The organism is Herminiimonas sp. (genome assembly GCF_030655415.1).
Genome location: NZ_JAURVN010000015.1, coordinates 420,312 through 444,034, shown reverse-complemented (window position 1 = coordinate 444,034; position 23,723 = coordinate 420,312). Strand labels below are relative to the sequence as shown.

At 49.3% G+C, this 23,723-nt stretch carries 22 protein-coding genes; 16 read left to right on the top strand and 6 right to left on the bottom strand.

What is annotated here, in order from left to right:
* Positions 1–95 precede the first annotated feature (95 nt).
* Entirely contained in the window at positions 96–1,109 is a 1,014-nt protein-coding gene (hemB, locus tag Q7T66_RS13215; protein ID WP_304933796.1) for a porphobilinogen synthase, read from the bottom strand.
* 196 nt (positions 1,110–1,305) lie between these two features.
* Positions 1,306–2,028 carry a ribosome biogenesis GTP-binding protein YihA/YsxC gene (yihA, locus tag Q7T66_RS13220; protein ID WP_304933797.1) on the bottom strand — a complete coding sequence of 241 codons (723 nt, stop codon included), beginning with the start codon at positions 2,026–2,028 and terminating at the stop codon, positions 1,306–1,308.
* A 158-nt stretch (positions 2,029–2,186) separates the two neighbouring features.
* Between yihA and Q7T66_RS13225 the strand changes: the two genes are divergently transcribed.
* The 5 genes from Q7T66_RS13225 (at position 2,187) to msrQ (ending at position 8,196) form a co-directional block, all read left to right on the top strand.
* The gene (locus Q7T66_RS13225) at positions 2,187–2,843 is read left to right on the top strand and encodes a cytochrome c (protein ID WP_304933798.1); all 657 of its coding nucleotides are present in this window, start codon (positions 2,187–2,189) and stop codon (positions 2,841–2,843) included.
* Between the two features lie 148 nt (positions 2,844–2,991).
* Entirely contained in the window at positions 2,992–5,115 is a 2,124-nt protein-coding gene (locus tag Q7T66_RS13230; RefSeq protein WP_304933799.1) for a cytochrome c biogenesis protein ResB, read from the top strand.
* Positions 5,116–5,238: 123 nt separating this feature from the next.
* Complete coding sequence (ccsB, locus tag Q7T66_RS13235) at positions 5,239–6,390, top strand: c-type cytochrome biogenesis protein CcsB (RefSeq protein WP_304933800.1); 1,152 nt, start codon at positions 5,239–5,241, stop codon at positions 6,388–6,390.
* A 116-nt stretch (positions 6,391–6,506) separates the two neighbouring features.
* Positions 6,507–7,490, top strand: a complete 984-nt coding sequence (msrP, locus tag Q7T66_RS13240) for a protein-methionine-sulfoxide reductase catalytic subunit MsrP (protein ID WP_304933801.1) — start codon at positions 6,507–6,509, stop codon at positions 7,488–7,490.
* Between the two features lie 61 nt (positions 7,491–7,551).
* On the top strand, positions 7,552–8,196 hold the full coding sequence (msrQ, locus tag Q7T66_RS13245) for a protein-methionine-sulfoxide reductase heme-binding subunit MsrQ (protein ID WP_304933802.1): 645 nt from the start codon (positions 7,552–7,554) through the stop codon (positions 8,194–8,196).
* Positions 8,197–8,236: 40 nt separating this feature from the next.
* On the opposite strand, the gene lysA is transcribed toward msrQ, so the two are convergent.
* Complete coding sequence (gene lysA, locus Q7T66_RS13250; RefSeq protein ID WP_304933803.1) at positions 8,237–9,520, bottom strand: diaminopimelate decarboxylase; 1,284 nt, start codon at positions 9,518–9,520, stop codon at positions 8,237–8,239.
* 7 nt (positions 9,521–9,527) lie between these two features.
* A complete protein-coding gene (locus tag Q7T66_RS13255) occupies positions 9,528–9,749 on the bottom strand; it encodes a lipoprotein (RefSeq protein WP_304933804.1) in 222 nt (73 codons plus the stop codon).
* A gap of 41 nt (positions 9,750–9,790) precedes the next feature.
* On the opposite strand from Q7T66_RS13255, the gene cyaY reads away from it, so the two are divergent.
* Positions 9,791–10,132 carry an iron donor protein CyaY gene (gene cyaY / locus Q7T66_RS13260; protein WP_304933805.1) on the top strand — a complete coding sequence of 114 codons (342 nt, stop codon included), beginning with the start codon at positions 9,791–9,793 and terminating at the stop codon, positions 10,130–10,132.
* Positions 10,133–10,212: 80 nt separating this feature from the next.
* Here cyaY and Q7T66_RS13265 read toward each other — a convergent pair whose 3' ends face one another.
* The gene (locus Q7T66_RS13265) at positions 10,213–12,564 is read right to left on the bottom strand and encodes a penicillin-binding protein 1A (RefSeq protein WP_304933806.1); all 2,352 of its coding nucleotides are present in this window, start codon (positions 12,562–12,564) and stop codon (positions 10,213–10,215) included.
* A 332-nt stretch (positions 12,565–12,896) separates the two neighbouring features.
* Between Q7T66_RS13265 and Q7T66_RS13270 the strand changes: the two genes are divergently transcribed.
* The 7 genes from Q7T66_RS13270 (at position 12,897) to Q7T66_RS13300 (ending at position 20,825) form a co-directional block, all read left to right on the top strand.
* A complete protein-coding gene (locus tag Q7T66_RS13270) occupies positions 12,897–13,976 on the top strand; it encodes a pilus assembly protein PilM (RefSeq protein WP_304933807.1) in 1,080 nt (359 codons plus the stop codon).
* Positions 13,976–14,599 carry a PilN domain-containing protein gene (locus tag Q7T66_RS13275; RefSeq protein ID WP_304933808.1) on the top strand — a complete coding sequence of 208 codons (624 nt, stop codon included), beginning with the start codon at positions 13,976–13,978 and terminating at the stop codon, positions 14,597–14,599. The genes Q7T66_RS13270 and Q7T66_RS13275 overlap by 1 nt, the downstream gene beginning before the upstream one ends.
* Positions 14,600–14,615: 16 nt before the next feature.
* A complete protein-coding gene (locus Q7T66_RS13280) occupies positions 14,616–15,275 on the top strand; it encodes a type 4a pilus biogenesis protein PilO (protein WP_304933809.1) in 660 nt (219 codons plus the stop codon).
* A complete protein-coding gene (locus Q7T66_RS13285; protein ID WP_304933810.1) occupies positions 15,272–15,811 on the top strand; it encodes a pilus assembly protein PilP in 540 nt (179 codons plus the stop codon). The genes Q7T66_RS13280 and Q7T66_RS13285 overlap by 4 nt, the downstream gene beginning before the upstream one ends.
* A gap of 38 nt (positions 15,812–15,849) precedes the next feature.
* Entirely contained in the window at positions 15,850–17,907 is a 2,058-nt protein-coding gene (gene pilQ, locus Q7T66_RS13290) for a type IV pilus secretin PilQ (protein WP_304933811.1), read from the top strand.
* Positions 17,908–17,969: 62 nt separating this feature from the next.
* Positions 17,970–19,637 (top strand): bifunctional shikimate kinase/3-dehydroquinate synthase AroKB, encoded by a 1,668-nt coding sequence (aroKB, locus tag Q7T66_RS13295; RefSeq protein WP_304933812.1) that lies wholly within the window; start codon positions 17,970–17,972, stop codon positions 19,635–19,637.
* Between the two features lie 39 nt (positions 19,638–19,676).
* The gene (locus Q7T66_RS13300) at positions 19,677–20,825 is read left to right on the top strand and encodes a deoxyguanosinetriphosphate triphosphohydrolase (RefSeq protein WP_304933813.1); all 1,149 of its coding nucleotides are present in this window, start codon (positions 19,677–19,679) and stop codon (positions 20,823–20,825) included.
* 111 nt (positions 20,826–20,936) lie between these two features.
* Here Q7T66_RS13300 and Q7T66_RS13305 read toward each other — a convergent pair whose 3' ends face one another.
* Complete coding sequence (locus tag Q7T66_RS13305; RefSeq protein ID WP_304933814.1) at positions 20,937–22,022, bottom strand: enoyl-CoA hydratase/isomerase family protein; 1,086 nt, start codon at positions 22,020–22,022, stop codon at positions 20,937–20,939.
* Between the two features lie 159 nt (positions 22,023–22,181).
* Between Q7T66_RS13305 and Q7T66_RS13310 the strand changes: the two genes are divergently transcribed.
* From Q7T66_RS13310 to pilV, 3 genes are read left to right on the top strand one after another with little or no spacing between them, the layout of a single operon-like run.
* Positions 22,182–22,643 (top strand): type IV pilin protein, encoded by a 462-nt coding sequence (locus Q7T66_RS13310; protein ID WP_304933815.1) that lies wholly within the window; start codon positions 22,182–22,184, stop codon positions 22,641–22,643.
* Positions 22,644–22,645: 2 nt separating this feature from the next.
* A complete protein-coding gene (locus tag Q7T66_RS13315; protein ID WP_304933986.1) occupies positions 22,646–23,227 on the top strand; it encodes a GspH/FimT family pseudopilin in 582 nt (193 codons plus the stop codon).
* Between the two features lie 13 nt (positions 23,228–23,240).
* Positions 23,241–23,720: a type IV pilus modification protein PilV gene (pilV, locus tag Q7T66_RS13320; protein ID WP_304933816.1), complete on the top strand. Its 480-nt coding sequence runs from the start codon at positions 23,241–23,243 to the stop codon at positions 23,718–23,720.
* Positions 23,721–23,723 lie beyond the last annotated feature (3 nt).

Sequence of the window (23,723 nt, the reverse complement as noted above, 5' to 3'; positions counted from 1 at the left end):
GTTTATGCTGGATCAAGCAATGCAATCTGTTTATTCATCCTGCAACATGGAGCTAAAACTGTAAGCGCTAGTTGCAGGATTTCGACTGCGATAGATCAGCCAAGTTTCAGGCGGCGTGCAATGTCGCGTGCAAAATAAGTCAGCACGCCATCAGCACCAGCGCGTTTGAAGGCCATCATCGATTCCATCATGGTCTTGTCATGATCGAGCCAGCCTTGTTGCGCAGCGGCTTTGATCATTGCGTACTCGCCGCTGACTTGGTAGGCGAAGGTCGGTACTTTGAATTCATCTTTAACGCGACGCACGATATCCAGATATGGCATGCCCGGTTTGACCATGACCATATCGGCACCTTCGGCTATGTCGAGTGCGACTTCGCGTAAAGCTTCATCGCTATTGGCTGGATCCATTTGATAAGTGGCTTTGTCGCTTTTCCCGAGTGTCGCGGATGAGCCGACTGCATCGCGGAACGGGCCGTAAAATGCCGACGCGTATTTTGCCGAATAGGCCATGATGCGCGTATAGATATGGTGATGTGCTTCCAACGCATTGCGTATCGCCGCGATGCGACCATCCATCATGTCGGACGGTGCAACGATGTCGACGCCTGCTTCGGCTTGCGTCAATGCTTGTCTAGTTAGAATGGCGCAAGTTTCGTCATTCAACACATAGCCGCTTGTATCGAGCAAGCCGTCCTGGCCGTGGCTGGTGTACGGATCGAGCGCGACGTCGGTCAAGATGCCCAGCTCAGGAAAACGTTTTTTTAATTCACGTACTGCACGCGGCACCAAGCCGTCAGGATTGGTTGCTTCAATACCGTCAGGTGTTTTCAACGACGCATTGATAACGGGGAATAAGGCCAGTACGGGTATATGCAAAGCGACGCACTCTTCGGCGACGTGTAGCAGCAGATCGACAGACAGGCGTTCCACGCCAGGCATGGAAGAAACTTTTTCGCGCTGGTTTTCACCCTCGGTAATAAACACCGGATAAATCAGATCGGCTGGCGTCAATACATTTTCGCGCATCATCGCGCGCGAGAACGCATCCTTGCGCATGCGTCGCATCCGTAGGGCTGGAAATTGTGCGTTGGATAATAGTTTGGACATGGCGGTCTTCAGCAAAGATGAGGTGGATAAAAAAAGCGATAAAAATAAATGAAACTTTTTGATCGCGAGCTCGTCCTAATAGCAGATGCTTTGCATCTCCCGCTTCTCCTCCCTGAGCGGGGCCAGGTCGTACTATGCGATATGGCGTTATTGCCCTGGAGATACTCCCCTTTCTCCAGGGCTTTTTTTTGTCTTTTTATTCGTTCGATGCGGCATCATTGTTTGCCACTTCTTCCGAAGTTTCGCCATCGGCATCATCATTCATGCCGAGCAACTCCAGAATTTTCGCATCGGCTTCTTCTATGCCGTTGCGTTTCAGCGCGGAAAATAATTGCGCAGTAAATGGAAACGGCTGTCCGTCAGCATCAACATAACTTCCCAAAATGGTACGCGCAGTACGCAACGCATTTGTCGATTCATTTCTGTTTAACTTATCCGATTTCGTCAGGATGCAATGAATCGGTTTGCCGGTAGGCGCAAACCATTCGAGCATCTGAATATCGAGGTCGGTAAACGGCCGACGTGAATCGATGATCAATATTAAGGCAGCAAGTTGTTCACGACGTTGTACATAATCACCGAGCAGTTCTTGCCAGTGCAGCTTGGCCGAGCCAGATACTTGCGCGTACCCATAACCAGGCAAATCGACCAGCAAGCCGCGGATTTCTTCGACGATGGTTTCATCTTTTCGATGTTGCCCAACGCGGGAGCCGCCTATCGAAAAGTAATTAATGTGTTGTGTGCGACCAGGCGTTTTGGATGCAAAGGCCAGTTTTTTCTGATTGCACAGGATATTGATCGCGGTTGATTTGCCGGCGTTGGAGCGACCGGCGAAGGCGACTTCAGGGACTTGCGTATTTGGCAAATCACGGAGATGATTCACCGTGGTGAAGAAGCGGGCTTGCCAAAGTAGAGACATAAGTTGTGTACAAAATGCATAAGGTGTGGCAAAAATGCCGGAAAGCTATTGTACAATAAGGGGTTGCGCTTGTTGCACTGCGGTAGGTAAAGCGTCTCGGTTGTAACAAAAAACGTCGCCAATAGGCAGATTTTAATACTAAGTCTCAGGGTGTCTGAATGAATCGTGTTTGTTTACCAATCGTAAAGTCCTTGTGCATCGCATTTTTGGCAATCGTTTCTGTTGCCCACGCCTCCGAAGAAAAGAAAGTTGTCAAAGCCGACGCCGCCAAAGGTGAAGCGCTTTACAACACGGGCGATGTAACGCGCAACATCACTGCTTGTATAGCTTGCCACGGCGCCGCTGGTAATTCTTCCATTGCGGAGAACCCAAAGCTGTCCGGTCAACACGGCGCATACATTCACAAGCAACTGGTCAGCTTTAAAACTGGCGAACGCAAAAACGCCATCATGGCGCCTATTGCCAAAGGCATGACTGAAGAAGACATGCAAAACCTGATTGCCTATCTGGCGAAGTCGAAACCGACACCAGGCGCGGCCAAAAACAAAGACACAGTAGAGCTCGGCAAGAAAATCTTCCGCGGCGGTATCGCCGAGAAGAATGTTCCTGCGTGTGCCGCTTGCCACAGCGCAAATGGCGCCGGTATGCCAGCACAGTTCCCACGTCTGGCTGGACAGCATCAGGCATATACAACGGCCCAGTTGATGAGCTTCCGCGCTGATACACGCAAGAATGAGCAGATGAGCAAAATCGTTAAACGGATGTCGGATGAAGAAATTCAAGCCGTTTCAGATTACGTCGCTGGCTTGAAATAATAATTATTAAAATTGCCAGTGAATGAATAAGAGGGGTGGCCAAGGCTGCCCCTTTTTCTTTTCAACTGCGATCAATGTTGTGCAAGCAACTCCAGAGAGAGTTTCCGCATATTCAGCGTAGGTCTGAATGTGGTTTTAGGATGATGGAATGACGAGCGAGACAGAAACAAATACTGGCGGTTGGGAATTAAAAACCAGTCGTCGCTGGTTGGCAGATGCAGTTGAATTGCTGTCTTCGATGCGCTTTGCGATCAGCTTGCTGACCTTGATTTCAATTGCGTCGATTATCGGCACGGTGCTCAAGCAAAACGAGCCGATGCCGAATTACGTCAATCAGTTTGGACCGTTCTGGTTTGAGGTGTTCGCCAAGTTCAATCTGTACGGGTTGTATTCGACGTGGTGGTTTTTGTTGATCATGACTTTCTTGGTGATCTCGACATCGCTGTGCCTGATCCGCAATGCGCCCAAGATGTTGAAGGATATGCGTAGCTGGCGTGAAAATGTACGCGAGCAATCTCTGCGTAATTTTCATCACAAAGCGGAATGGCAAACCAAACTTTCGCGTGTCGAATTAACCACGCAAACTATTGCTCGTATCGCCGCGCACGGTTACAAATCCAAGGTCGTAGCAAAAGAAAACGCCACGCTGATCGCCGCCAAGCAAGGTGCTGCGAACAAGTGGGGTTATATTTTCGCGCATAGTTCGATCATCATTATCTGCATAGGCGGCATGCTTGATTCCGAATTGCCGATACGCATACAGAAACTCATCTACGACAAAACATCGTTTTCCGGGAATGGCGTGATTGCGCAAATTCCTGCGCAGCATCGCCTTGGTGTGGGTAATCCAACTTTTCGCGGGAATACACTGATCCCTGAAGGCAGTAGCAGTAGCACTGCGATTATCCCGCAGCAAGATGGCGTACTGATTCAGGATCTGCCATTCACGATCCAGTTAAAAAGATTTGTCATCGATTTTTATTCGACAGGCATGCCGAAGTTGTTTGCCAGCGATGTTGTGGTGACCGATCATGAAAACGGTAAAGTATTCGCCGCGACGATCAAGGTCAACGAACCGTTGATTTATCGCGGTGTCGCCGTATATCAATCCAGTTTTGAAGATGGTGGCAGTAAATTGAAGCTGGCTGGCTATCCGATGCAAGGTGTTGGCCATACCTCATTTACGATGCAGGGTGAGGTCGGCAATACCTCGCCGCTAGATGCAGACAAAGGTGGCGATTACACGGTTGAATGGTCGGGCTTCCGGCCATTCAATATCGAGAACATGGCGCAGAACGGACAAGATGTACGCGCTGTTAATCCAAACAAAAATTTCATGGCGTCCAGCCTCGACAAGCACCTCGGCTCTGCGGCCAAGACCGCGAATAACAAGGATCTAAAAAACGTCGGCCCTAGCATGCAATATAAGTTGCGCGACAAGAATGGGCAGGCGCGTGAATACAGTAATTACATGCAGCCAGTGTTGGTGGACGATGCTTATGTGTTCCTTGCTGGTGTACGTGATTCTCCATCTGAGCCTTTCCGTTTCTTGCGGATTCCAGCGGACGACAATGACACGGTGGAAGAATGGATGCGCTTGCGTGCTGCTATTCTCAATCCGGATTTGCGCGCACTGGCTGCGCAACGTTATGCCAAACGCGCGTTGCCGACTGCGCGCACTGACGCGTCTGAATTACGTGCGCAATTACAGGCATCGTCGTTAAAAGGTTTGACCATCTTTGGCGGTGATACTGAAGAAGCTGGCTACATTGCAGTTTCAAAATTTCTTGAAAAAATTCCAGAGCAAGATCAGGAAAAAGCCGCAGATATTTTCATGAAAATCCTGAATGGCAGTTTGTGGGATTTGTGGCAGGTTGCGCGTGAAAAAGATGGTTTGAAACCAATAGAAGCAGACGAAAAGCACGGGCGCTTTTTGCAACTGGCGACGAATGCTTTTTCCGATGCCTTCTTTTACGGTGCACCAGTTTATTTGCAGTTGCAAGGCTTTGATGAAGTCAAAGCTTCGGTGCTGCAGGTGACGCGCTCACCAGGAAAAAACATCGTTTACTTCGGCTGCCTGTTGCTGGTTCTCGGCGTGTTTTCGATGTTTTATATACGTGAACGTCGTCTGTGGATATGGATCAAGTCGGAAGCCGATGGCGGTTCGCATGCGTTGATGGCGGTCAGTTCGCAGCGCAAGACTTTGGACTTCGAGAAAGAATTTGAAGTGTTAAAACAGCAATTGTTACAGTCCGCGCCAGAGCGCCACTAAGCGGCTGGACTCGACTATACTGAGCCGCGTTTCTAGCCGTGAGCTCGTAGCAGGAAATGAAGCCGCACTGCGATGATGCAAGACGATCGCGCAAGTCGGCCACAGTCATTACGGAGAATAGTCATGGATGTAGTACAAGATCAGATTTACGCGCAGCCGCCAGGTTTTTTTAAACGTCTGTCAGTCATCGACTGGATATATGCTGCAGCCTTGCTGGCCGCATCGTTGTTTGCGCTGAATCGCTTCGGCCATCACATGGATGTCTATGAAGAAGTGATTCTGGTTTTGACCGCGCCTACATTTGCGTGGCTGGGCTGGCATTGGAAATCCGTGCGCTGGTTGATGGCTGTGCTGGCTGTGCTGGCGCTATCCGCGATCTCTATGTACGACGGCTCATTGGCGATGAGCGAACAAAAATTCTTCCTGAAGTATTTGCTGTCCAGCCAATCGGCAATTCTATGGATGAGCACCTTGTTCCTTCTTGCGACACTGTTTTATTGGGGCGGATTGATTGCGCGCTCGGAGACTGGTGGCTCCATTGGCAGCAAGCTGTGCTGGGCCGCCGTCATCATGGGCTTTACCGGCATGCTGGTGCGTTGGTATGAGTCCTACTTGATAGGCGCTGACGTCGGTCATATTCCCGTCTCTAATCTGTATGAAGTGTTCATCTTGTTTTGCATGATCACGGCTTTGTTCTATCTGTATTACGAGCAGGTTTATGCAACGCGCCAATTGGGGCCATTTGTATTACTGGTGATTAGCGCGGCCGTTGGATTTTTGCTTTGGTATACGGTAAGTCGTGATGCGTCAGAAATCCAACCATTGGTGCCCGCACTGCAAAGCTGGTGGATGAAAATCCATGTTCCAGCCAACTTCATCGGCTATGGAACATTCTCGTTGGCGGCGATGGTCGCGGTTGCCTATTTGTTGAAATCGCACGGATTATTAGTTGATCGTTTGCCTGCGCTAGAAGTGCTGGACGATGTGATGTACAAGTCGATTGCGGTCGGCTTCGCATTCTTCACGATTGCCACGATTCTGGGCGCATTGTGGGCGGCCGAAGCGTGGGGTGGTTACTGGTCGTGGGATCCGAAAGAAACCTGGGCGCTGATCGTGTGGCTCAACTATGCATCTTGGTTGCATATGCGCTTGATGAAGGGTTTGCGCGGCAAGATTGCGGCATGGTGGGCGGTTGTTGGCTTACTGGTAACTACCTTTGCTTTCCTTGGCGTTAATATGTTTTTGTCAGGTTTGCATTCTTACGGCGAGCTATAAAATCATTGCATAAAGGCGGAATGTAAAATTACGTATTCTGCTTTCTGTAATGAAACTCCTGTAATGTTGGCAGGTCTGAAGAGATCAATGGTCATCACCATCACTACGGAGCCGCTATGTTAATCAAGCGCAATCCGAATGGAATCGACATTCCATTCGCGTCTGAAATCACACCACGCGCAATATTCGAATCGCGTCGTTCTTTCATTCAAAAAATAGCCGCGGGCTCAATTGCTAGCGGCGCAATGCTGGAAATGGCGTCACGCGAAGCCTTTGCCGCGACGTCTGCCACAGCGCAAAAACTCGCAGCGCATCCCAATCCGTCCTACGTCGTGCTCGATAAAGCGACGTCATATAAAGACGCGACGACCTACAATAATTTTTACGAATTTGGCACTGACAAGGCGAGCCCTGCGGGCGCTGCACCAGCGATGAAGACGCGGCCATGGACGTTGACTATCGAGGGCGAAGTCAAAAAGCCGATGACGCTGGATATCGACAGCTTGCTGAAACTGGCGCCGCTGGAAGAACGGATCTATCGTCTACGATGTGTCGAGGGCTGGTCTATGGTGATTCCATGGAGTGGTTATTCGCTGGCCGAGCTGATCAAGAAAGTCGAGCCAACTTCAAACGCAAAATATGTCGAGTTCGTCACGGTTGAAGACAAAGTGGCAATGAATGGCTTGCGTCGTCCGGTGTTGGATTGGCCATATGTAGAAGGCTTGCGCATAGACGAGGCTAATCACCCGCTGACGCTGTTGACGCTGGGAATGTATGGCGAAGTGCTGCCTAATCAAAATGGCGGCCCTGTACGCATTATCGTGCCGTGGAAATATGGTTTTAAATCAGCCAAGTCCATCGTCAAGATTCGCTTCGTCAAAGAACAACCGCGCACCGCATGGAATGCATCGGCGCCGCGCGAGTACGGTTTCTATTCCAACGTTAATCCGGATGTTGATCATCCGCGTTGGTCGCAAGCGACTGAACGCCGCATAGGCGAAGATGGTTTCTTTGCGAAAAAACGTCCGACGCTGATGTTCAATGGATACAGTCAAGTCGCATCTTTGTACACGGGCATGGATATGAAGAAATTTTTCTGATTTCCTTCGCGGTAAATGAGGCTCTACTTCCTATCGTCGATCGATTGCATTCGGACAAACAATGACGGCATTTAATCCTTCGCCCAAGCAGTTGACGATTATTCAAAGTCTGCTGTTCGCGCTCGCCTTGCTGCCATTTGGCAGACTGTTCTTGTTCGCTTTTACGGATCAACTAGGTGCGAATCCGATTGAATTCATCACACGTAACACGGGTGATTGGACGCTCTATTTTTTATGCCTCACCTTGGCAGTCACGCCTTTACGCCGTTTGAGTAAATGGAACTGGCTGATTAAATTGCGTCGGATGATAGGCTTGTTTGCGTTCTTCTACGCCACTTTACATTTCACGACTTTCCTCTGGTTCGATCATTTCTTTGATGTGAGCGAGATGCTGAAAGACGTGATCAAACGTCCATTTATTACTGTGGGGTTTGCGGCGTTTGTATTGTTGATTCCGCTTGCGATCACCAGCACGAATGGCATGGTGAAGCGGCTTGGTGGCAAACGCTGGCAATGGCTGCATAGACTGATCTATGTCGTCGCATCACTAGGCATATTGCATTACTGGTGGATGAAGGCAGGCAAGCACGATTTTGAACAGCCAATTATTTTCGGTGTGATCGTTGCGGCTTTGTTATTGATGCGAGTATTTTGGGCTTGGCAAAAGCGCTCGAAAGCGAATGCATTGGCGGGCACTGCAGGTTAAAGACGAGCCGGATATGCGTTGCGCATTCCGGCTCCTTGCATTACGGAAGCAATGATTCCAGTGCGAACAGATCGGCTGCCGATTCACGTTTGCGAATCAAATGAGTCGTTGCACCATCGACCATAATTTCTGCAGCTCTGCCGCGCGTATTGTAGTTGGATGACATCGTCATGCCGTATGCGCCGGCCGACATGATCGCCAGCAAATCGCCTTCTTGAATTGCTAATTCACGCGAGCGCGCCAGCCAATCACCAGACTCACATACTGGACCAACCACGTCGTAAGTTTGTGCACCAGTTTCGCGTTGCAAGACTGGTTGCACGCCATGCCATGCTTCATACATTGCAGGGCGCATCAAATCATTCATTGCTGCGTCGACGATCGCGAAGTTCTTGGTTTCGCCATGTTTGATGTATTGCACTTCGGTCAGCAGCACGCCGGCATTGCCAACGATAGAGCGGCCTGGTTCAAACAATACTTTGATCGCTGCGCCTTGATAACTCTTTGCGCGCCATGCATCAATTTTTGTGAATACGCGTGACAGATAATCGCCAACTGCCACTGGCTTGTCGTTGTCGTAATTGATACCGATGCCGCCACCAATATCCATGTGATGCAGAACGATACCTTCGCTTGCCAGCGTGTCGATCAACTCGATTAATTTATCTACTGCTTCCAGCAAGGGCGCATCGTCCAGCAATTGCGAGCCGATGTGGCAGTCGATGCCGGTCACGCTAATGTTTGGTAATGATGCCGCAACGCGATAGGTCGCTAATGCATCTTCGTATGCGACGCCGAATTTATTATCTTTCAATCCGGTAGAAATATACGGATGCGTTTTTGCATCGACATTTGGATTCACGCGCAGCGAAACGGAAGCGCGTTTGCCCATTTCACCAGCAACTTCATTTAACCGATGTACTTCAGGAATCGACTCAACGTTGAAGCACAGAATATCGTGCGACAAGGCTAGTTGCATTTCTCCGCGCGATTTACCCACTCCTGAAAAAATCACTTTGCGTGGTGAGCCACCTGCTGCCAATACGCGCAGCAATTCACCGCCAGAAACGATATCAAAGCCGGAGCCGAATTTGCCGAGCAGATTCAATACTGCAAGATTCGAGTTGGATTTGACTGAGTAGCAAACCAGCGCTGTCTCGTCATTGCGGCCATGCTTTTTGCAGGCGTCGGCGTAGGAAGAAAAATTTTCTACCAACGCTGCTTTGGAATAGATGTAGGTTGGCGAACCGAATTGCTGGGCGATTTGCGTCAGCGGAACATTCTCCGCGCACAGCACGCCGTCTTGATAAGAAAAATGCGACATGGCGAATTTATTTGGAATCTGAATTGCTGGCTGGCGGTGTATTGACCGGGAGTGAGACAGAAGTCGAGCTGCCTGTCGTTTGCACGGTCGTCGTTTGGTAACCTTTTTCGCCTTGCGGCATGTACAAAGGACCTTTTTGACCGCAACCGGCGAGCAGGCTGACGCACAAGGCACCGGCCAGGATTGTGAAAAAAGCGCTGATGCGCGGCAAACAAAGAAGGGACTTCACGATTAGAATCACTGTTTAACGAAAACGTGTTGGAGTGTAGCATGACCGAATCAGAATTCCTGCAGCAGGCCGAGGCAACTTTGAGCCAAATCGAGGCGACTTTGGAAGAGTTGGCGAACACTAGTGACCTTGACGTGGAATGCACGCGTAGCGGCAACGTGCTGGAAATCGAGTTTATCGATAACGGCACCAAAATTATCGTGAATAGCCAGGCTCCGATGAAGGAGTTGTGGGTGGCAGCGAAATCCGGCGGTTTCCATTTCAAGGTCGACGGCTCGAAATGGATCAATAGTCGTGATGGCGGTGTGGAGTTGTTCGCTGCCTTGTCGAAAATGGTGAGTCAGCAGGGTGGTATCGAAGTCACCTTGAGTGATGCTAATTGAGTTAAGTCTCGTCCAAATAGAAAAAAGCGGAAAAGTCTTGTGACTTTTCCGCTTTTTTCATGCCGATTCGGCTGTGTCGGCTAGAACAATTCGTTCTTCACTTCATCCTTGGTCGGCTCGTTGGCATGCGCAGGCGCGTCGCTCAGACCGAGATTGCGTACGCCCAAACCTGGCGGGTTCTCTGCGTAGAAATATTCGCCGTTCGCCGTGATAATTCCTTCCGGCACGGTGCGCTCTGCCATAGGCACATTCTTAAGCGCTTTTTGCATGTAATTAATCCAGATCGGAAGAGCCAAGCCGCCGCCGGTTTCGCGATTGCCCAGATTTTTCGGCTGATCAAAACCGATCCACGCAATACCGACGATTTCTGGCTGATAGCCAGCGAACCATGCATCAAACGAATCATTAGTCGTGCCGGTTTTGCCTGCCAGATCGGTACGCTTCAATGCCATGGCTTTGACCGCGGTGCCGGAGGTAACGACATCCTTCAACATGCTATCCATCAAGAATGCGTTGCGGACATCGATAACACGATTGGCTTCATCGCCGGCCTTGTCTGGTTTGGCTTCAGACAAAGTTTTTCCGCTGGCGTCGGAAATTCTGGAAATCAGGTAAGGGCTGACTTTGTAACCGCCATTGGCGAATACGGCGTACGCGCCTGCCATTTGCAACGGTGTGACCGCGCCAGCGCCCAGAGCGAGGGTCAAATAAGGTGGATTTTTATCTGCATCGAAGCCGAAGCGGGTAATGTATTCCTGTCCGTATTTGGCGCCAATTTTGTGCAAGATCCGGATCGAAATCATGTTTTTCGATTTCGTCAGACCTTTGCGCATCGTCATCGGACCATCGTATTTGCCGTCGTAATTCTTTGGCTCCCACGGCTGGCCGCCAGTTTGTCCGGCATCAAAACTGATGGGCGCGTCGTTGATGATCGTCGATGGCGACAAGCCTTTTTCCAGCGATGCTGAATAAATAAATGGCTTGAACGATGATCCAGGTTGACGCCATGCTTGCGTGACGTGGTTGAACTTGTTGCGGTTGAAGTCGAAGCCGCCCACCAATGCGCGTATCGCGCCATCATCGGTATTGGCTGCAACAAATGCTGATTGCACTTCAGGCATCTGGATCACGCTCCAGGTTTTACCTTCTTGCATGACGCGAATTACTGCGCCGCGTTTGACGCGTTTATTTGGCGGCGCTTTGGCGCTGAGCAGGTTGGCTGCGAAGGTCAGGCCTGCGCCTTCAATTTTGATTTCCTCACCAGATACCAGTACGGCAGTGATTACTTGCGGCGTTGCGTCCAGCACGACCGCGGCAACCAGATCGTCGCTATCAGGATGGTTCGCCAGCTCAACTTCTATTGCGTCTTCGGCTTCTTCCTTATTGGTCGGGATCTCGATGTAGTTTTCCGGGCCGCGATAGCCGTGGCGTTTTTCGTAATCCATCACGCCTTTGCGCACGGCAAGATACGCCGCATCCTGATCCGCTTTGGTAATCGTGGTGAAGACGTTCAAACCGCGCGTGTAGGTTTCTTCCTTGAATTGCTCGTAGACTAATTGGCGCGTCATTTCGGCTACATATTCAGCATGTACGCCGAACTCGCTGCTATTTGTCTTGATCTTGAGCTCTTCTGCCTTGGCTTGCGTGTATTCTGGCTCGGTGATGTAGCCCAGTTGATACATGCGTTGCAGAATATATTGCTGGCGCGCTTTGGCGCGTTTCGGATTGACCACAGGGTTGTAGGCGGACGGCGCTTTAGGCAAGCCAGCCAACATTGCTGCTTCGGCGATGCTGACGTCCTGTAGTTTTTTACCGTAGTAAATCTGCGCTGCGGACGAGAAACCGTAGGCGCGCTGACCCAAATAAATCTGGTTCATGTAGACCTCAAGAATCTGATCTTTCGACAGGTTCTTTTCAATTTTCCACGCCAGCAGTATTTCGTAGATTTTGCGTTTGAGGGTTTGCTCGCTGGACAGGAAGAAATTCCGTGCCACTTGTTGCGTAATAGTGGATGCGCCTTGGCGGGCGCCGCCGCTCAGATTATGTACAGCTGCGCGAACGATCCCGACGTAGTCCACGCCACCATGCTCGAAGAAGCGATCATCTTCAATCGCCAGCACGGCTTTCTTCATGATGTCGGGAATTTCCTTGATATGGACCAAATTACGGCGTTCTTCGCCGAACTCCCCAATCAGAACGTTATCCGCAGAAAAAATACGAAGCGGAATTTTAGGCCTGTAATCCGTTAAGGAATCCAAGGCCGGCAAGTTGGGATACGCCATTGCCAGTGCAAAAAACAGGATCAGCGCTCCGATGACACCAAGGCCGAAGATTAAGCCGACAAAGCCAAGCCCGAATTTTAAGAGGGTGTTCGAGGTGCTTTTTGCGGGTTTGGAAGAAGTACTGCCGGACGAGGATTGTTTGGAAGCCATGCAGAGAGAAAGTGAGGGGTAGATATCCGCGCCATTATAGCCGTCTGCCGCAAGCGGACGCGATTGTGACCAAGAATCGGCTGTAATTGCAACATCCCATACCCCGCGTGGATTTTTGGCAACGGATTTGCAAATTACTTTATGGAAATTGCTTTACAGTTTTGGAGGCTTGTTGCTACGATTTAATGTAACGTTTTATCAATGTGTCCTAAATACACGTTTTTAAACACATTTTTATTGAAATCCTCATATCTTTTAATCGGGGTCGGGGTTTTGACAAGCTAAACGGCATCGCGTTCATATACTAATAACGTTTTTGGGGAGAACTGCCCTTGGCTTTAGATTTTGGCTCCTTATTCGGCAAAAAGAATCCGCCGCTGATTGGCTTGGACATTAGTAGCTCCGGGGTAAAACTCGTCGAGTTGTCCGAGCTTGGCAAAGGTGAATTACGCCTCGAATGCTTTGCTTCTGAACCTCTCCCGCGTGGTGCAGTGGTTGACGGCAACATTGAAAACATCGATCAAGTTTCAGACGCTATCCATCGCGTATGGAAAAAGAGCGGCACCCGCGCCAAGTTGGCTGCGATGGGCATGCCACCCGCTTCCGTGATCACCAAGAAAATCATTCTTCCTAGCGGTTTGTCCGAAGAAGGACTGGAGTTGCAGGTGGAAACCGAGGCCAGCCAATACATTCCGTTTGCGCTGGATGAGGTGCGTCTGGATTTTGATGTCATTGGTCCGGTAGAAAATTCTCCTGAAGATGTTGAAGTCATGTTGGCCGCAACACGTAAGGAAAAAGTAGAGGATCGAGTCGCGGTGGCAGAAGCAGCAGGTATTACCCCTACTGTGATGGATATTGAGTCTTATGCCGCGCGCGCGGCAATTGATCGACTCACCAAACAATTACCTAATGGTGGCAAAGGCCAGATTCTGGGTTTGTTTCAAATCGGTTCGCAAGTAACGCACGTCTCCGTTTTGCTGGATGGTCAGTTGGTTTATGAGCGTGAACAACCGTTCGGTGGCCATCAATTGACTCAAGAGATTGTGCGTACCTATGGTTTGTCTTACGAAGAAGCGGAAGCTAAAAAGAAAGCTGGCGATTTGCCGGATGGATATCAAACTGAAATTCTTGATCCTTTTCTTGAAAGCGCTGCACTTGAAGTTACCCGCGCAATTCAATTTTTCTTCACATCCACACCTTACACACGCATAGATCAACTTTTCCTTGCCGGTGGCTGCGCAATCATTCCAGGCATGGTTGATATGGTTGCCAATCGCACCAAGTTGTCTACTTCAGTCGTAAGCCCTTTCAGCGGCATGCAGCTGGGCCCGAATGTGCGCGAAAAGCAATTACGCATAGAGGCGCCAGCCTATTTGGTTGCATGCGGGCTGGCGATGCGGAGGTTTGACTGATGATCAGAATTAATCTTCTTCCTCATCGCGAGGAAAAGCGTAAGCAACGTAAAAAAGAATTTGTTGCGATGTTGTTGTTGAGTGCGATTGTTGGTGCTTTGATCGTGATTGCTGTTGGTGGCTATTTTGCCAATCAGCTTTCTGAGCAAGAGCAGCGTAACAATTTCATTAAAACTGAAAATGCTCGCCTAGACGAAGAGATCAAGGAAGTTGCAAGCCTTAAGCAAGAGATTGAAGCGCTTAAGGCCCGGCAGCAAGCAGTGGAAGACTTGCAGAGTGATCGCAATCAGCCAATTTATTTGATGGACGAATTGGCGCAACAGGTTCCAGAAGGCGTTTATCTCAAATCGATCAAACAAGATGGCCAGCGCGTTTTGTTAAATGGTTATGCGCAATCAAATGAACGTGTTTCTGAATTGCTGCGCAATTTGGGAAATCATTCTCCGTGGCTGGAACGTCCAGATCTGATTGAAATTCGGTCTGTCGGTATCGGACAGGGTAAAGATGCTAAAAAAGTCTTTGAATTTAGTATCAATGCCGGTATCAAGCGTCCGCGTGACAATGATCCAGCTGCTGTAAACGCGCAAGTGCCCGCTCTAGCTGCAACTCCGTTGAAACCTTGATTGTGAGACAGGCACCATGGCAGATTTGAAGAATATTGGAGAGTCGATCAGCGCGCAGTTTCGCGATCTGAATGGCTTGCATCCCGGGCAGTGGCCGATCGTTCCGCGTATGTTGTGTGGAGTGGGAGTATTGCTCGCTGTGATCGTGGTGGGATGGTACGCATACTGGAGCACTGAGCTTGAAGAGTTGGATAGAACCGCGGCAGAAGAATTGACGCTCAAAGATGCCTACAAAGTAAAAGTACAACAGGCGATTAATCTGGATGGTTTGCGTAAGCAAAAAGTGCAGGTTAATGAGTATGTTTCTTCGCTGGAAAAACAATTGCCAAGCAAGGCGGAAATGGATGCCTTGCTATCGGATATTAATCAAGCAGGCTTGGGACGTGGTTTGCAGTTTGAATTATTCAAACCAGGCCAAGTGCTAGTCAAAGACTACTACGCTGAATTGCCTATCGATATAAAAGTAACTGGCAATTACCATGACGTCGCAGCATTTGCCAGTGACATCGCTAATTTGCCTCGTATCGTTACCCTTAACCAGATGAATTTATCTGCAGGAAAAGATAGTTCCCTGACACTTGATGCTGTGGCCAAGACATTTCGTTATTTGGATGATGATGAAGTTGCAGCGCAGCGCAGCACGGCTGCAGGGGCAAAAAAAGGTGGCAAGAAATGAAGCGCTTTCAATTGATTCGTTTAGGCGCATCAGGCTTTCTTTTAGTTAGTCTGTTCGGTTGCGGCGATGGCGGGATACAGGATGTTAGCCAATGGATGAAAGAAGTCCGCCAGCAAACAAAAGTGTCGATCAAGCCTTTGTCTGAACCTAAGAAATTTACACCATTTGCATACGATGCCAAGGGCCGGGAAGATCCATATAGTCCTAATAAGCTGGCTGTAGCTTTGGCAAAGTCAAAAAAGAACAACGGTTCCATACAGCCAAATCTGGATCGTCGGCGCGAAGCACTTGAAAGTTACCCGCTTGATAATTTGCGCATGGTCGGTACCTTGGTTCGGCCGGGTCTAACCTTTGCCCTGTTACAGGCAAATAATTCGGTATTTCAAGTCAAAGTAGGGAATTACATCGGACAGAATCTTGGCATGGTTACCAAAATTACTGATACAGAAGTAGAGCTGAAAGAAATCGTTCAAGACGCGTCCGGCGAATGGGTCGAGCGTGAGGCTAAGTTGGAATTGCAGGAGACGCAAAAATGATGGCGCACCAAAAACAATTCAAAGACTCGCAGGGAATCATGCAAACATTTAAGCGTACATGTGCATTCATCTATCTCGTCGCGATCTGCGGTTTAGCAACGGCTCAAGAAAACGCAATCGAATCGATTACTTCAAATCAGCAGGGTTCCAATGTGGTGATTCGCGTGGCGATGAAAAATCCGCTTACGAAACCTCCAATTGGATTTTCCATAACTAATCCTGCACGTATCGCGCTTGATTTTGCCGGGACGGCAAATGCTACCGGCAAAGGTATGCAAGATATCGGCTTGGGCGACGTGCGTAATGTCAATGTGGTGCAGGCAGGTGAGCGTTCGCGCCTAGTTTTCAACTTAACACGTTCATTGAATTACGCCACGGCAGTAGATGGCAATAATGTTGTTATTACCATTGATGGTACTGGTGGCTTGGCCACGGCAGTCAATACAGTGGGGTTGCCAATAGGGACGCCTCAGATAAATACGGCATCGAGCCGTCAGGCATTGCGTGATATTGATTTCCGTCGCGGCAATAACGGCGAAGGTCGTATTGTCGTTGATTTGCCGAATAATCAAGTCGCGCTAGATGTTCGTCAGCAAGGCAAAAAAATCGAAGTCGATTTCATGAAGACGACAGTGCCTGATGTATTGCGCCGACGTTTGGATGTTGCTGACTTTGGCACGCCGGTCAATATCATTACTACCCAGCAGCTAGGTGAAAACGTGCGTATGACTATCGAGCCAAAAGGTTTGTGGGAGCACAGCGCTTATCAAAGCGATTCGCAATTGGTCATCGAAGTTAAGCCGCTTAAAGAGGAACCGAATAAACTCGGGCAGGGCGTGCGCGATTATCGCGGTGAAAAGCTATCCTTGAATTTCCAGAATGTTGAAGTGCGGGCGGTACTGCAAGTTATAGCTGATTTCACGGGTTTGAACATTATTACTAGTGATACGGTTAGCGGTAATCTGACTTTGCGTTTGAAAGATGTGCCTTGGGATCAAGCACTTGACATCGTGATGCAAGCTAAAGGCTTGGACATGCGTAAAAACGGTTCGGTTTTATGGATTGCTCCGCGGGACGAATTGTTGACTAAAGAGAAGTTGGAGCTTGAACAACGTTCTCAGATTGCTGAGCTTGAGCCGGTCCGAACAGAAACTTTTCAACTCAATTATCAAAAAGCAGAATCTTTTAAACAGGTCTTCGGTATTGATGGTGGTAATCGCAGTATCTTGTCCAAGCGGGGAAGTGCCGTTGTCGATCCTCGTACTAATCAACTGTTCATCACAGATATTCCATCCAAATTGGAAGAAATTCGTGCTCTGGTACAAAAAACAGACATTGCCAGTCGCCAAGTCATGATCGAGGCGAGAATTGTTGAGGCAACGGACACGTTTAGTAGTAGCTTAGGTGCCAAGCTATCCTTTGGCTCGCGGTCAACCAACGCCGCGATTGGTGGTAATCAAGCTACTCCTGGCGGAAGTACCGCTTTGCCGACTCTCGGTGGCAGTGCAGTCAATTTGCCGGCTAATTCTACAGCGGGTGCTGCCGGCTCTGTCGCGCTGACTTTGTTTAATGCCGCAGCTACCAAGTTTATCGGACTGGAATTGTCGGCGCTGGAAGCTGATGGTAAAGGGAAAATTATTTCCAGTCCGCGTGTCATTACGGCGGATCAATTGAAGGCATTGATTGAGCAAGGTACGGAATTACCTTATCAACAGGCAACCAGTAGTGGTGCGACCAGTGTTTCCTTCAGGAAGGCCAATCTGAAACTTGAAGTTACTCCGCAGATTACGCCGGATGGGAATGTTATTCTTGACGTCGACGTTACTAAAGATAGTGTCGGCATCGAAACACCTGCAGGCTTCGCTATTGACACCAAACACGTAAAAACACAGGTACTAATTGACAATGGCGGTACAGTTGTAATTGGCGGTATTTTCCAGCAGACAGAGCGTACTTCTATTTCAAAAGTACCTTTCTTTGGCGATATTCCAGTTTTCGGTAATTTATTTAAGAACACAGGCCGTACCAACGACAAAACCGAATTGCTGATTTTCTTGACCCCTAAAATTCTGACCGACAAGGTATCAATCAGGTAGGATGCTGGTTGTCGCGGCGGCCCTCCCGGCCGCTGCATCTGGCGAGAAAGAGTTAGAGCAACGTGGGTGGAAATATTTTTTTAGTCGGCTTGATGGGCGCCGGCAAAACGACAGTTGGCCGTGCATTAGCAAAGCGGCTGAACAAGCAGTTCATTGATTCGGATCATGAAATCGAAGCGCGCACTGGCGCATCGATTCCATTGATCTTTGAAATTGAAGGCGAAGCCAGCTTCCGCCAGCGCGAAGCAGAAGTCATCCGTGACTTGACGGCGCAACAAGACATTGTCTTGGCCACCGGTGGTGGTGCCGTGCTGAACGCCGAAAGTCGTGCATATCTCAAATCTCGCGGCACAGTTATTTATCTGCGTGCCAGCGTCAATAGCATTTTGCAGCGCACCAGTCACGATAAAAATCGCCCCTTGCTACAAACGACAGATCCTCGTAAAACCATCGAAGATTTATCGCGTGCGCGCGAACCGTTCTACAATGAAGTCGCCGACATCGTCATCGACACTGGTCGGCCTAACGTACAATTCCTGATGCAATCGATCCTGACTCAGTTAGGGCCGGAGCACGCGCAAGTTAATGCGCCTGTATTGCAGCAACAGGACTCTTTATCAAAGCACATTACGATGGCACAGCTCTCTTCTTTTCATACCCTGCACGTTGATTTAGGCGCGCGTAGTTATCCCATTAGTATTGGGCAGGAATTGCTCAGCGACCCTGCAGTCGTCGCTGCACATATCTCTGGCCCTCGCGTCGCAATTGTGACAAATACCGTGGTTGCTCCACTTTATCTTGAGCGGCTCAGTAAAACGTTGGAAGCGGCTGGCAAACGAGTAACCCAAATTATTTTGCCTGACGGTGAAGAAGAAAAAAACTGGGCCAATCTGATGAAGGTGTTTGACGTATTGCTCGCAGAGAAGTGCGATCGTAAAACCACTTTGATCGCTTTGGGTGGTGGTGTAATCGGTGATATTACAGGTTTCGCGGCCGCCGCTTATATGCGTGGCGTGCCGTTCGTCCAAGTGCCTACCACCTTGCTATCGCAAGTTGACTCATCTGTGGGCGGCAAGACCGGGATTAATCATCCTCTCGGCAAGAATATGATCGGTGCGTTTTATCAGCCGCAAGCGGTGATTGCCGACACCTCAACATTAAACACATTGCCTGCGCGTGAGTTGTCCGCCGGCTTGTCTGAGGTGATCAAGCATGGCGCAATTATTGACGCCCCTTTCTTTGATTGGATAGAGGCGAATATCGCCAAGCTCGTCGCAAAAGATGCTGACGCATTGGCCTATGCCATCAAACGCTCATGCGAAATCAAAGCAGATGTTGTACGTCAGGATGAGCGCGAAGGGGGTCTGCGAGCGATTCTGAATTTTGGCCATACCTTTGGCCATGCGATCGAAGCCGGTATGGGCTACGGTGTTTGGTTACATGGCGAAGCGGTCGGTTGCGGCATGGTGATGGCGGCCGATTTATCCCATCGCCTGGGTTTCATTGATGTCTCATCAAAAGAGCGCATAGTCGCATTAGTAAAAGCGGCTGGCTTGCCGACAGTGGCGCCGGATCTCGGCGTGGCACGATGGTTGGAGTTGATGGAAGTCGACAAGAAAAATGAAGGCGGTGAAATCAAATTCATTTTGCTGAAACCCTTGGGCGCATCGATTATCACTACGGTGCGGCAAGATGTTTTGCTCCAGACTTTGAATGCATGCATCGCCTGATTCCATTTTCAGCAAGTCCAGTTATGAGGCTTTCTTGATATGAACATCGAAGCCCATCTGGCGCCGTATGCGGCGCACTCAGAACAATCCGCGGGACGTCGACATACGGAGCCAGCAACTGCATCGCGCACTGAGTTTCAGCGTGATCGCGATCGCATCATTCATTCTTCCGCATTTCGTCGGCTGGAGTATAAAACCCAGGTATTTGTAAATCACGAGGGCGATCTGTTTCGTACTCGTCTTACGCATAGCATTGAGGTCGCGCAAATCGCACGCTCAATCGCGCGTAATTTGCATTTGAACGAGGATCTGGTTGAGGCAATTTCTCTGGCACACGATCTGGGTCACACGCCATTCGGCCATGCCGGGCAGGATGCGCTAAACGCCTGCATGAATGACTACGGTGGTTTCGAGCATAATCTACAAAGCTTGCGCGTGGTCGATACGCTGGAGCAGCGTTACGGTGCATTCGATGGCTTGAACCTGATGTTTGAAACACGCGAAGGCATACTCAAGCATTGCTCGTTAGCGAATGCAAAAAAGCTCGATGCAATCGGCTTGCGCTTTATTCAAAAAAAGCAGCCCACGCTAGAAGCGCAACTCGCCAATTTGGCCGATGAGATCGCTTACAACAATCACGATATTGACGACGGTTTGCGTTCGGGTTTGCTAACGACCTCGCAACTTGATGAAATTGATTTTTACGCGCGTCATCGTCATCAGGTTGAACTTGCATTTCCCGGTATAAATGGACGACGCGCGATTAACGAAACGATACGTCGCATGATCAATGCATTGATTGTTGATGTGATCGAAACCTCGCAAGAGCGGATTCAATCTGCACAAATAATGACGGTGGATGATGTGCGTAATGCGGTTCCGTTAATCGCATTCTCCGACGCAATGCGTGCGGAAGCAGTTTTGCTGAAGCGCTTTCTGCGAGAGAATCTTTACCAGCATTATCAAGTCAATCGGATGACCAGCAAGGCACGCCGTATCGTGATGGAATTGTTCGCTGCCTTCATGCGGGAACCGAATCTATTGCCGCCTGATTACCAGCAATCAGTCAGCGATAATCCGCAAGCTATTGCGACGCAGGCGCGCAAAGTTGCCGATTACATCGCGGGCATGACAGACCGTTATGCAATACGAGAGCATAAACGCTTGTTCTTGATTGATGAGATGTAAACGTTATTGTTCGTCGGAAATTTCGCTTTCTCAAAATGACAGACAGCGTAGGCCAGCGCAGCAGATATTCCTTAAAAAATCCGAGCCAACCAATAATACACAATCCACTCTTCAGACTAAGTCGCGTAATGGATGTGCGTAGTCCGGCCATGCGGGAGTAAAAAACGGCGCGATCATTTTTGGTGTCACCTCTTGTAAAGAAGCGGGCCGCCATTGCGGTGCGTTATCCTTATCGATTACAAGCGCACGTATTCCCTCTACAGTTTCGCCATGTTCAAAGCAGCGTCTTACCATTGTGCGTTCCAGCCGCAGACAATCAGCGAGCTCCATCTTTGCTGAACGACGAATTTGCTCCAGCGATACGCAAACCATCAATGGTGAGCGCTTCAATATTGTGGCCAATGTTTTTTGCGCAAAAGGATCGTCATCCTGTGCCAGTGAGGAGGTAATCGCTGCGACATTGTCATGCGAAAAATGATGATCGATCAAATGACGTTGTTTGGCGAGCATGCTGTTTGCAGGATTGATTTGTGCTGCAAACGGCGCCGCAAATGCTTCAATCGCCTCGCGGTATTGATGATCATCGACCGATTCAATCAAAGTTATTAGCGCGGGCAATTTTGCTCGAGGGACAAATATATCTGCCAGATTTGCGTACAAGGTATCGTCGGTGCCGATGATCTCACCAGTCAATCCAAGATAGGTGCCAAGTTCACCTGGCAGTCGTGACAAAAAATACCCGCCGCCGACATCAGGGAATAAGCCGATATTCACCTCTGGCATTGCCATCCTGGTGCGCTCTGTGACGATACGTATGCTTTCGCTGCTCTGCGAAATGCCCATGCCACCACCCATCACGATGCCATCCAGTATTGCTATGTAAGGTTTTGGATAATGGTGAATCAAATGATTGAGTGCGTATTCTTCAGTAAAAAAATCCTCCAAAAGTGCGCTGCCACCTGTGAGGCCTGCTTTGGCGACTTCGTGAAAAAAGTGAATATCGCCGCCTGCGCAGAATGCTTTAGGAAGTGTGCTAAGTATGAGAATTGCGTTTACGTCGGGCGCCTCTCGCCAAGAGCTCAAAGTTTGTGCAAGCGCACGAATCATCTCTAGCGATAAGGAGTTGAGTGCGGCGGGGCGATCTAGTATCACGCAGCCTAAGCCATTTTTGGTTGAGGTATGGATATGTGTTTGCATACATGAGATGAGTTAAAGGCGGCAATGTATTTTAGCGGCTTCCATACAACATTTCGAATGAAGTGTTGCCGTTCGAGGCTGGAATCAGGCCGCTTATCAGCTGCTGCTGGCATTCAGATTTGATTGGTTTAGATTAATGTTACTTACAAGGAATTTTATATGAACAGGACTTATCTTTACTCGTCGTGGCGTAAATCAGCGGGTTTTACGTTGATAGAGTTGATGATCACAGTTGCGATTATTGGCATTCTCGCGGCTGTAGCTATTCCTTCATACAGTAACTATGTAATCCGTAGCAAAATTCCTGACGCCACATCTGCGCTTGCCGCCAAGAGAGTGCAGATGGAGCAGTACTTTCAGGATAATCATACTTATGCGCCTGCTGCCACGGGACCCTGTGCTTCGGATACGACGACCAGCCGTTTCTTTACTTTTAGTTGCTCTGTTGCGGGAACATCCACTGTTTATACCTTGCAGGCAGTCGGCGTGGGAACAATGACTGGTTTTACTTTCACCATAGATCAAGATAATGCCAAAGTAACCACGATGACTAGTGGCGCGCCATCTGGTTGGACTAGTAATGCTAATTGCTGGGTTACCAAACGAGGTGGGGTGTGTTAACAATGCGCCTAAGTAGGCAAGATGGCGTTACTTTGATCGAACTGATAATTGGTCTTGCAATTGTTGCTGTTTTGCTTGCTATTGCTGTTCCCAACTTTAGTACCTTCATCGCTAATACAAAGATTCGTAATGCTGCTGAGGCGATACAAAATGGACTTAGCTTGGCGCGTGTTGAGGCTGTGAGGCGCAACGCTAACGTTCAGTTGGTTCTTGGTAGTGGTACGTCGTGGACAGTAGGGTGCGAGACGGTTGTCGCGGGATGCCCTGCAACGATTCAGGCGAGGACTGCGGCCGAAGGGTCTTCAAGTATTTCTATCGCTACATCTGAAGTTGTCGCATCTACGAATGTCGCCGCCGCTACACCGGTTTTTACGTCTGCGCTAAGTTTCAATAATTTAGGGCGAGTAACGAATGGCACTCTCGCTCTCGGAAATAATGCGCTTTTCGATATAAGCAATGCCGCTGGCGGGACGTGTGCCGTTATCGGTGGTCCTATGCGCTGTCTAAGAGTAGTCGTTACGTCCGGAGGGCAGGTTCGTATGTGCGACCCAAAACTTCCTTCTGCCGATCCTCAAGCCTGTTAAGGCAATTATGTCTATGCAATCCACCACATTGTTGAAGAAGCAATCCGGCATGATGTTGCTAGAAGGCCTGATTGCCATTCTTGTTTTTTCTCTTGGCATACTTGCATTGGTTGGTATGCAGGCAGTCTCAGTAAAACAGGTAACAGATGCAAAGTATCGTTCGGATGCCAGCTTATTGGCAAGTCAGTTATTGGGGACGATGTGGGTAAATTTAGACCGGAGATCTACAGTGACACCAGCTGCAGCTGCAACTGGCTTGAAAGCAAACTTCGATACATCCACATCCACTGCATCCGCTGCCCTTACTAACTGGAAGGCTGCTGTTGCAAATGCTCTGCCGGGAATTAGCGATGACGTGAATCAGCCGACGGTAGACGTTACTGCAATCGGAACTACAAACGATGGGACGGTAACGGTAACAATTTTCTGGCTAGCGCCCGGAGATCCATCCCAAGACGCCCATAAATACGTCACCGTCGCGCAGATACGGTGAGGA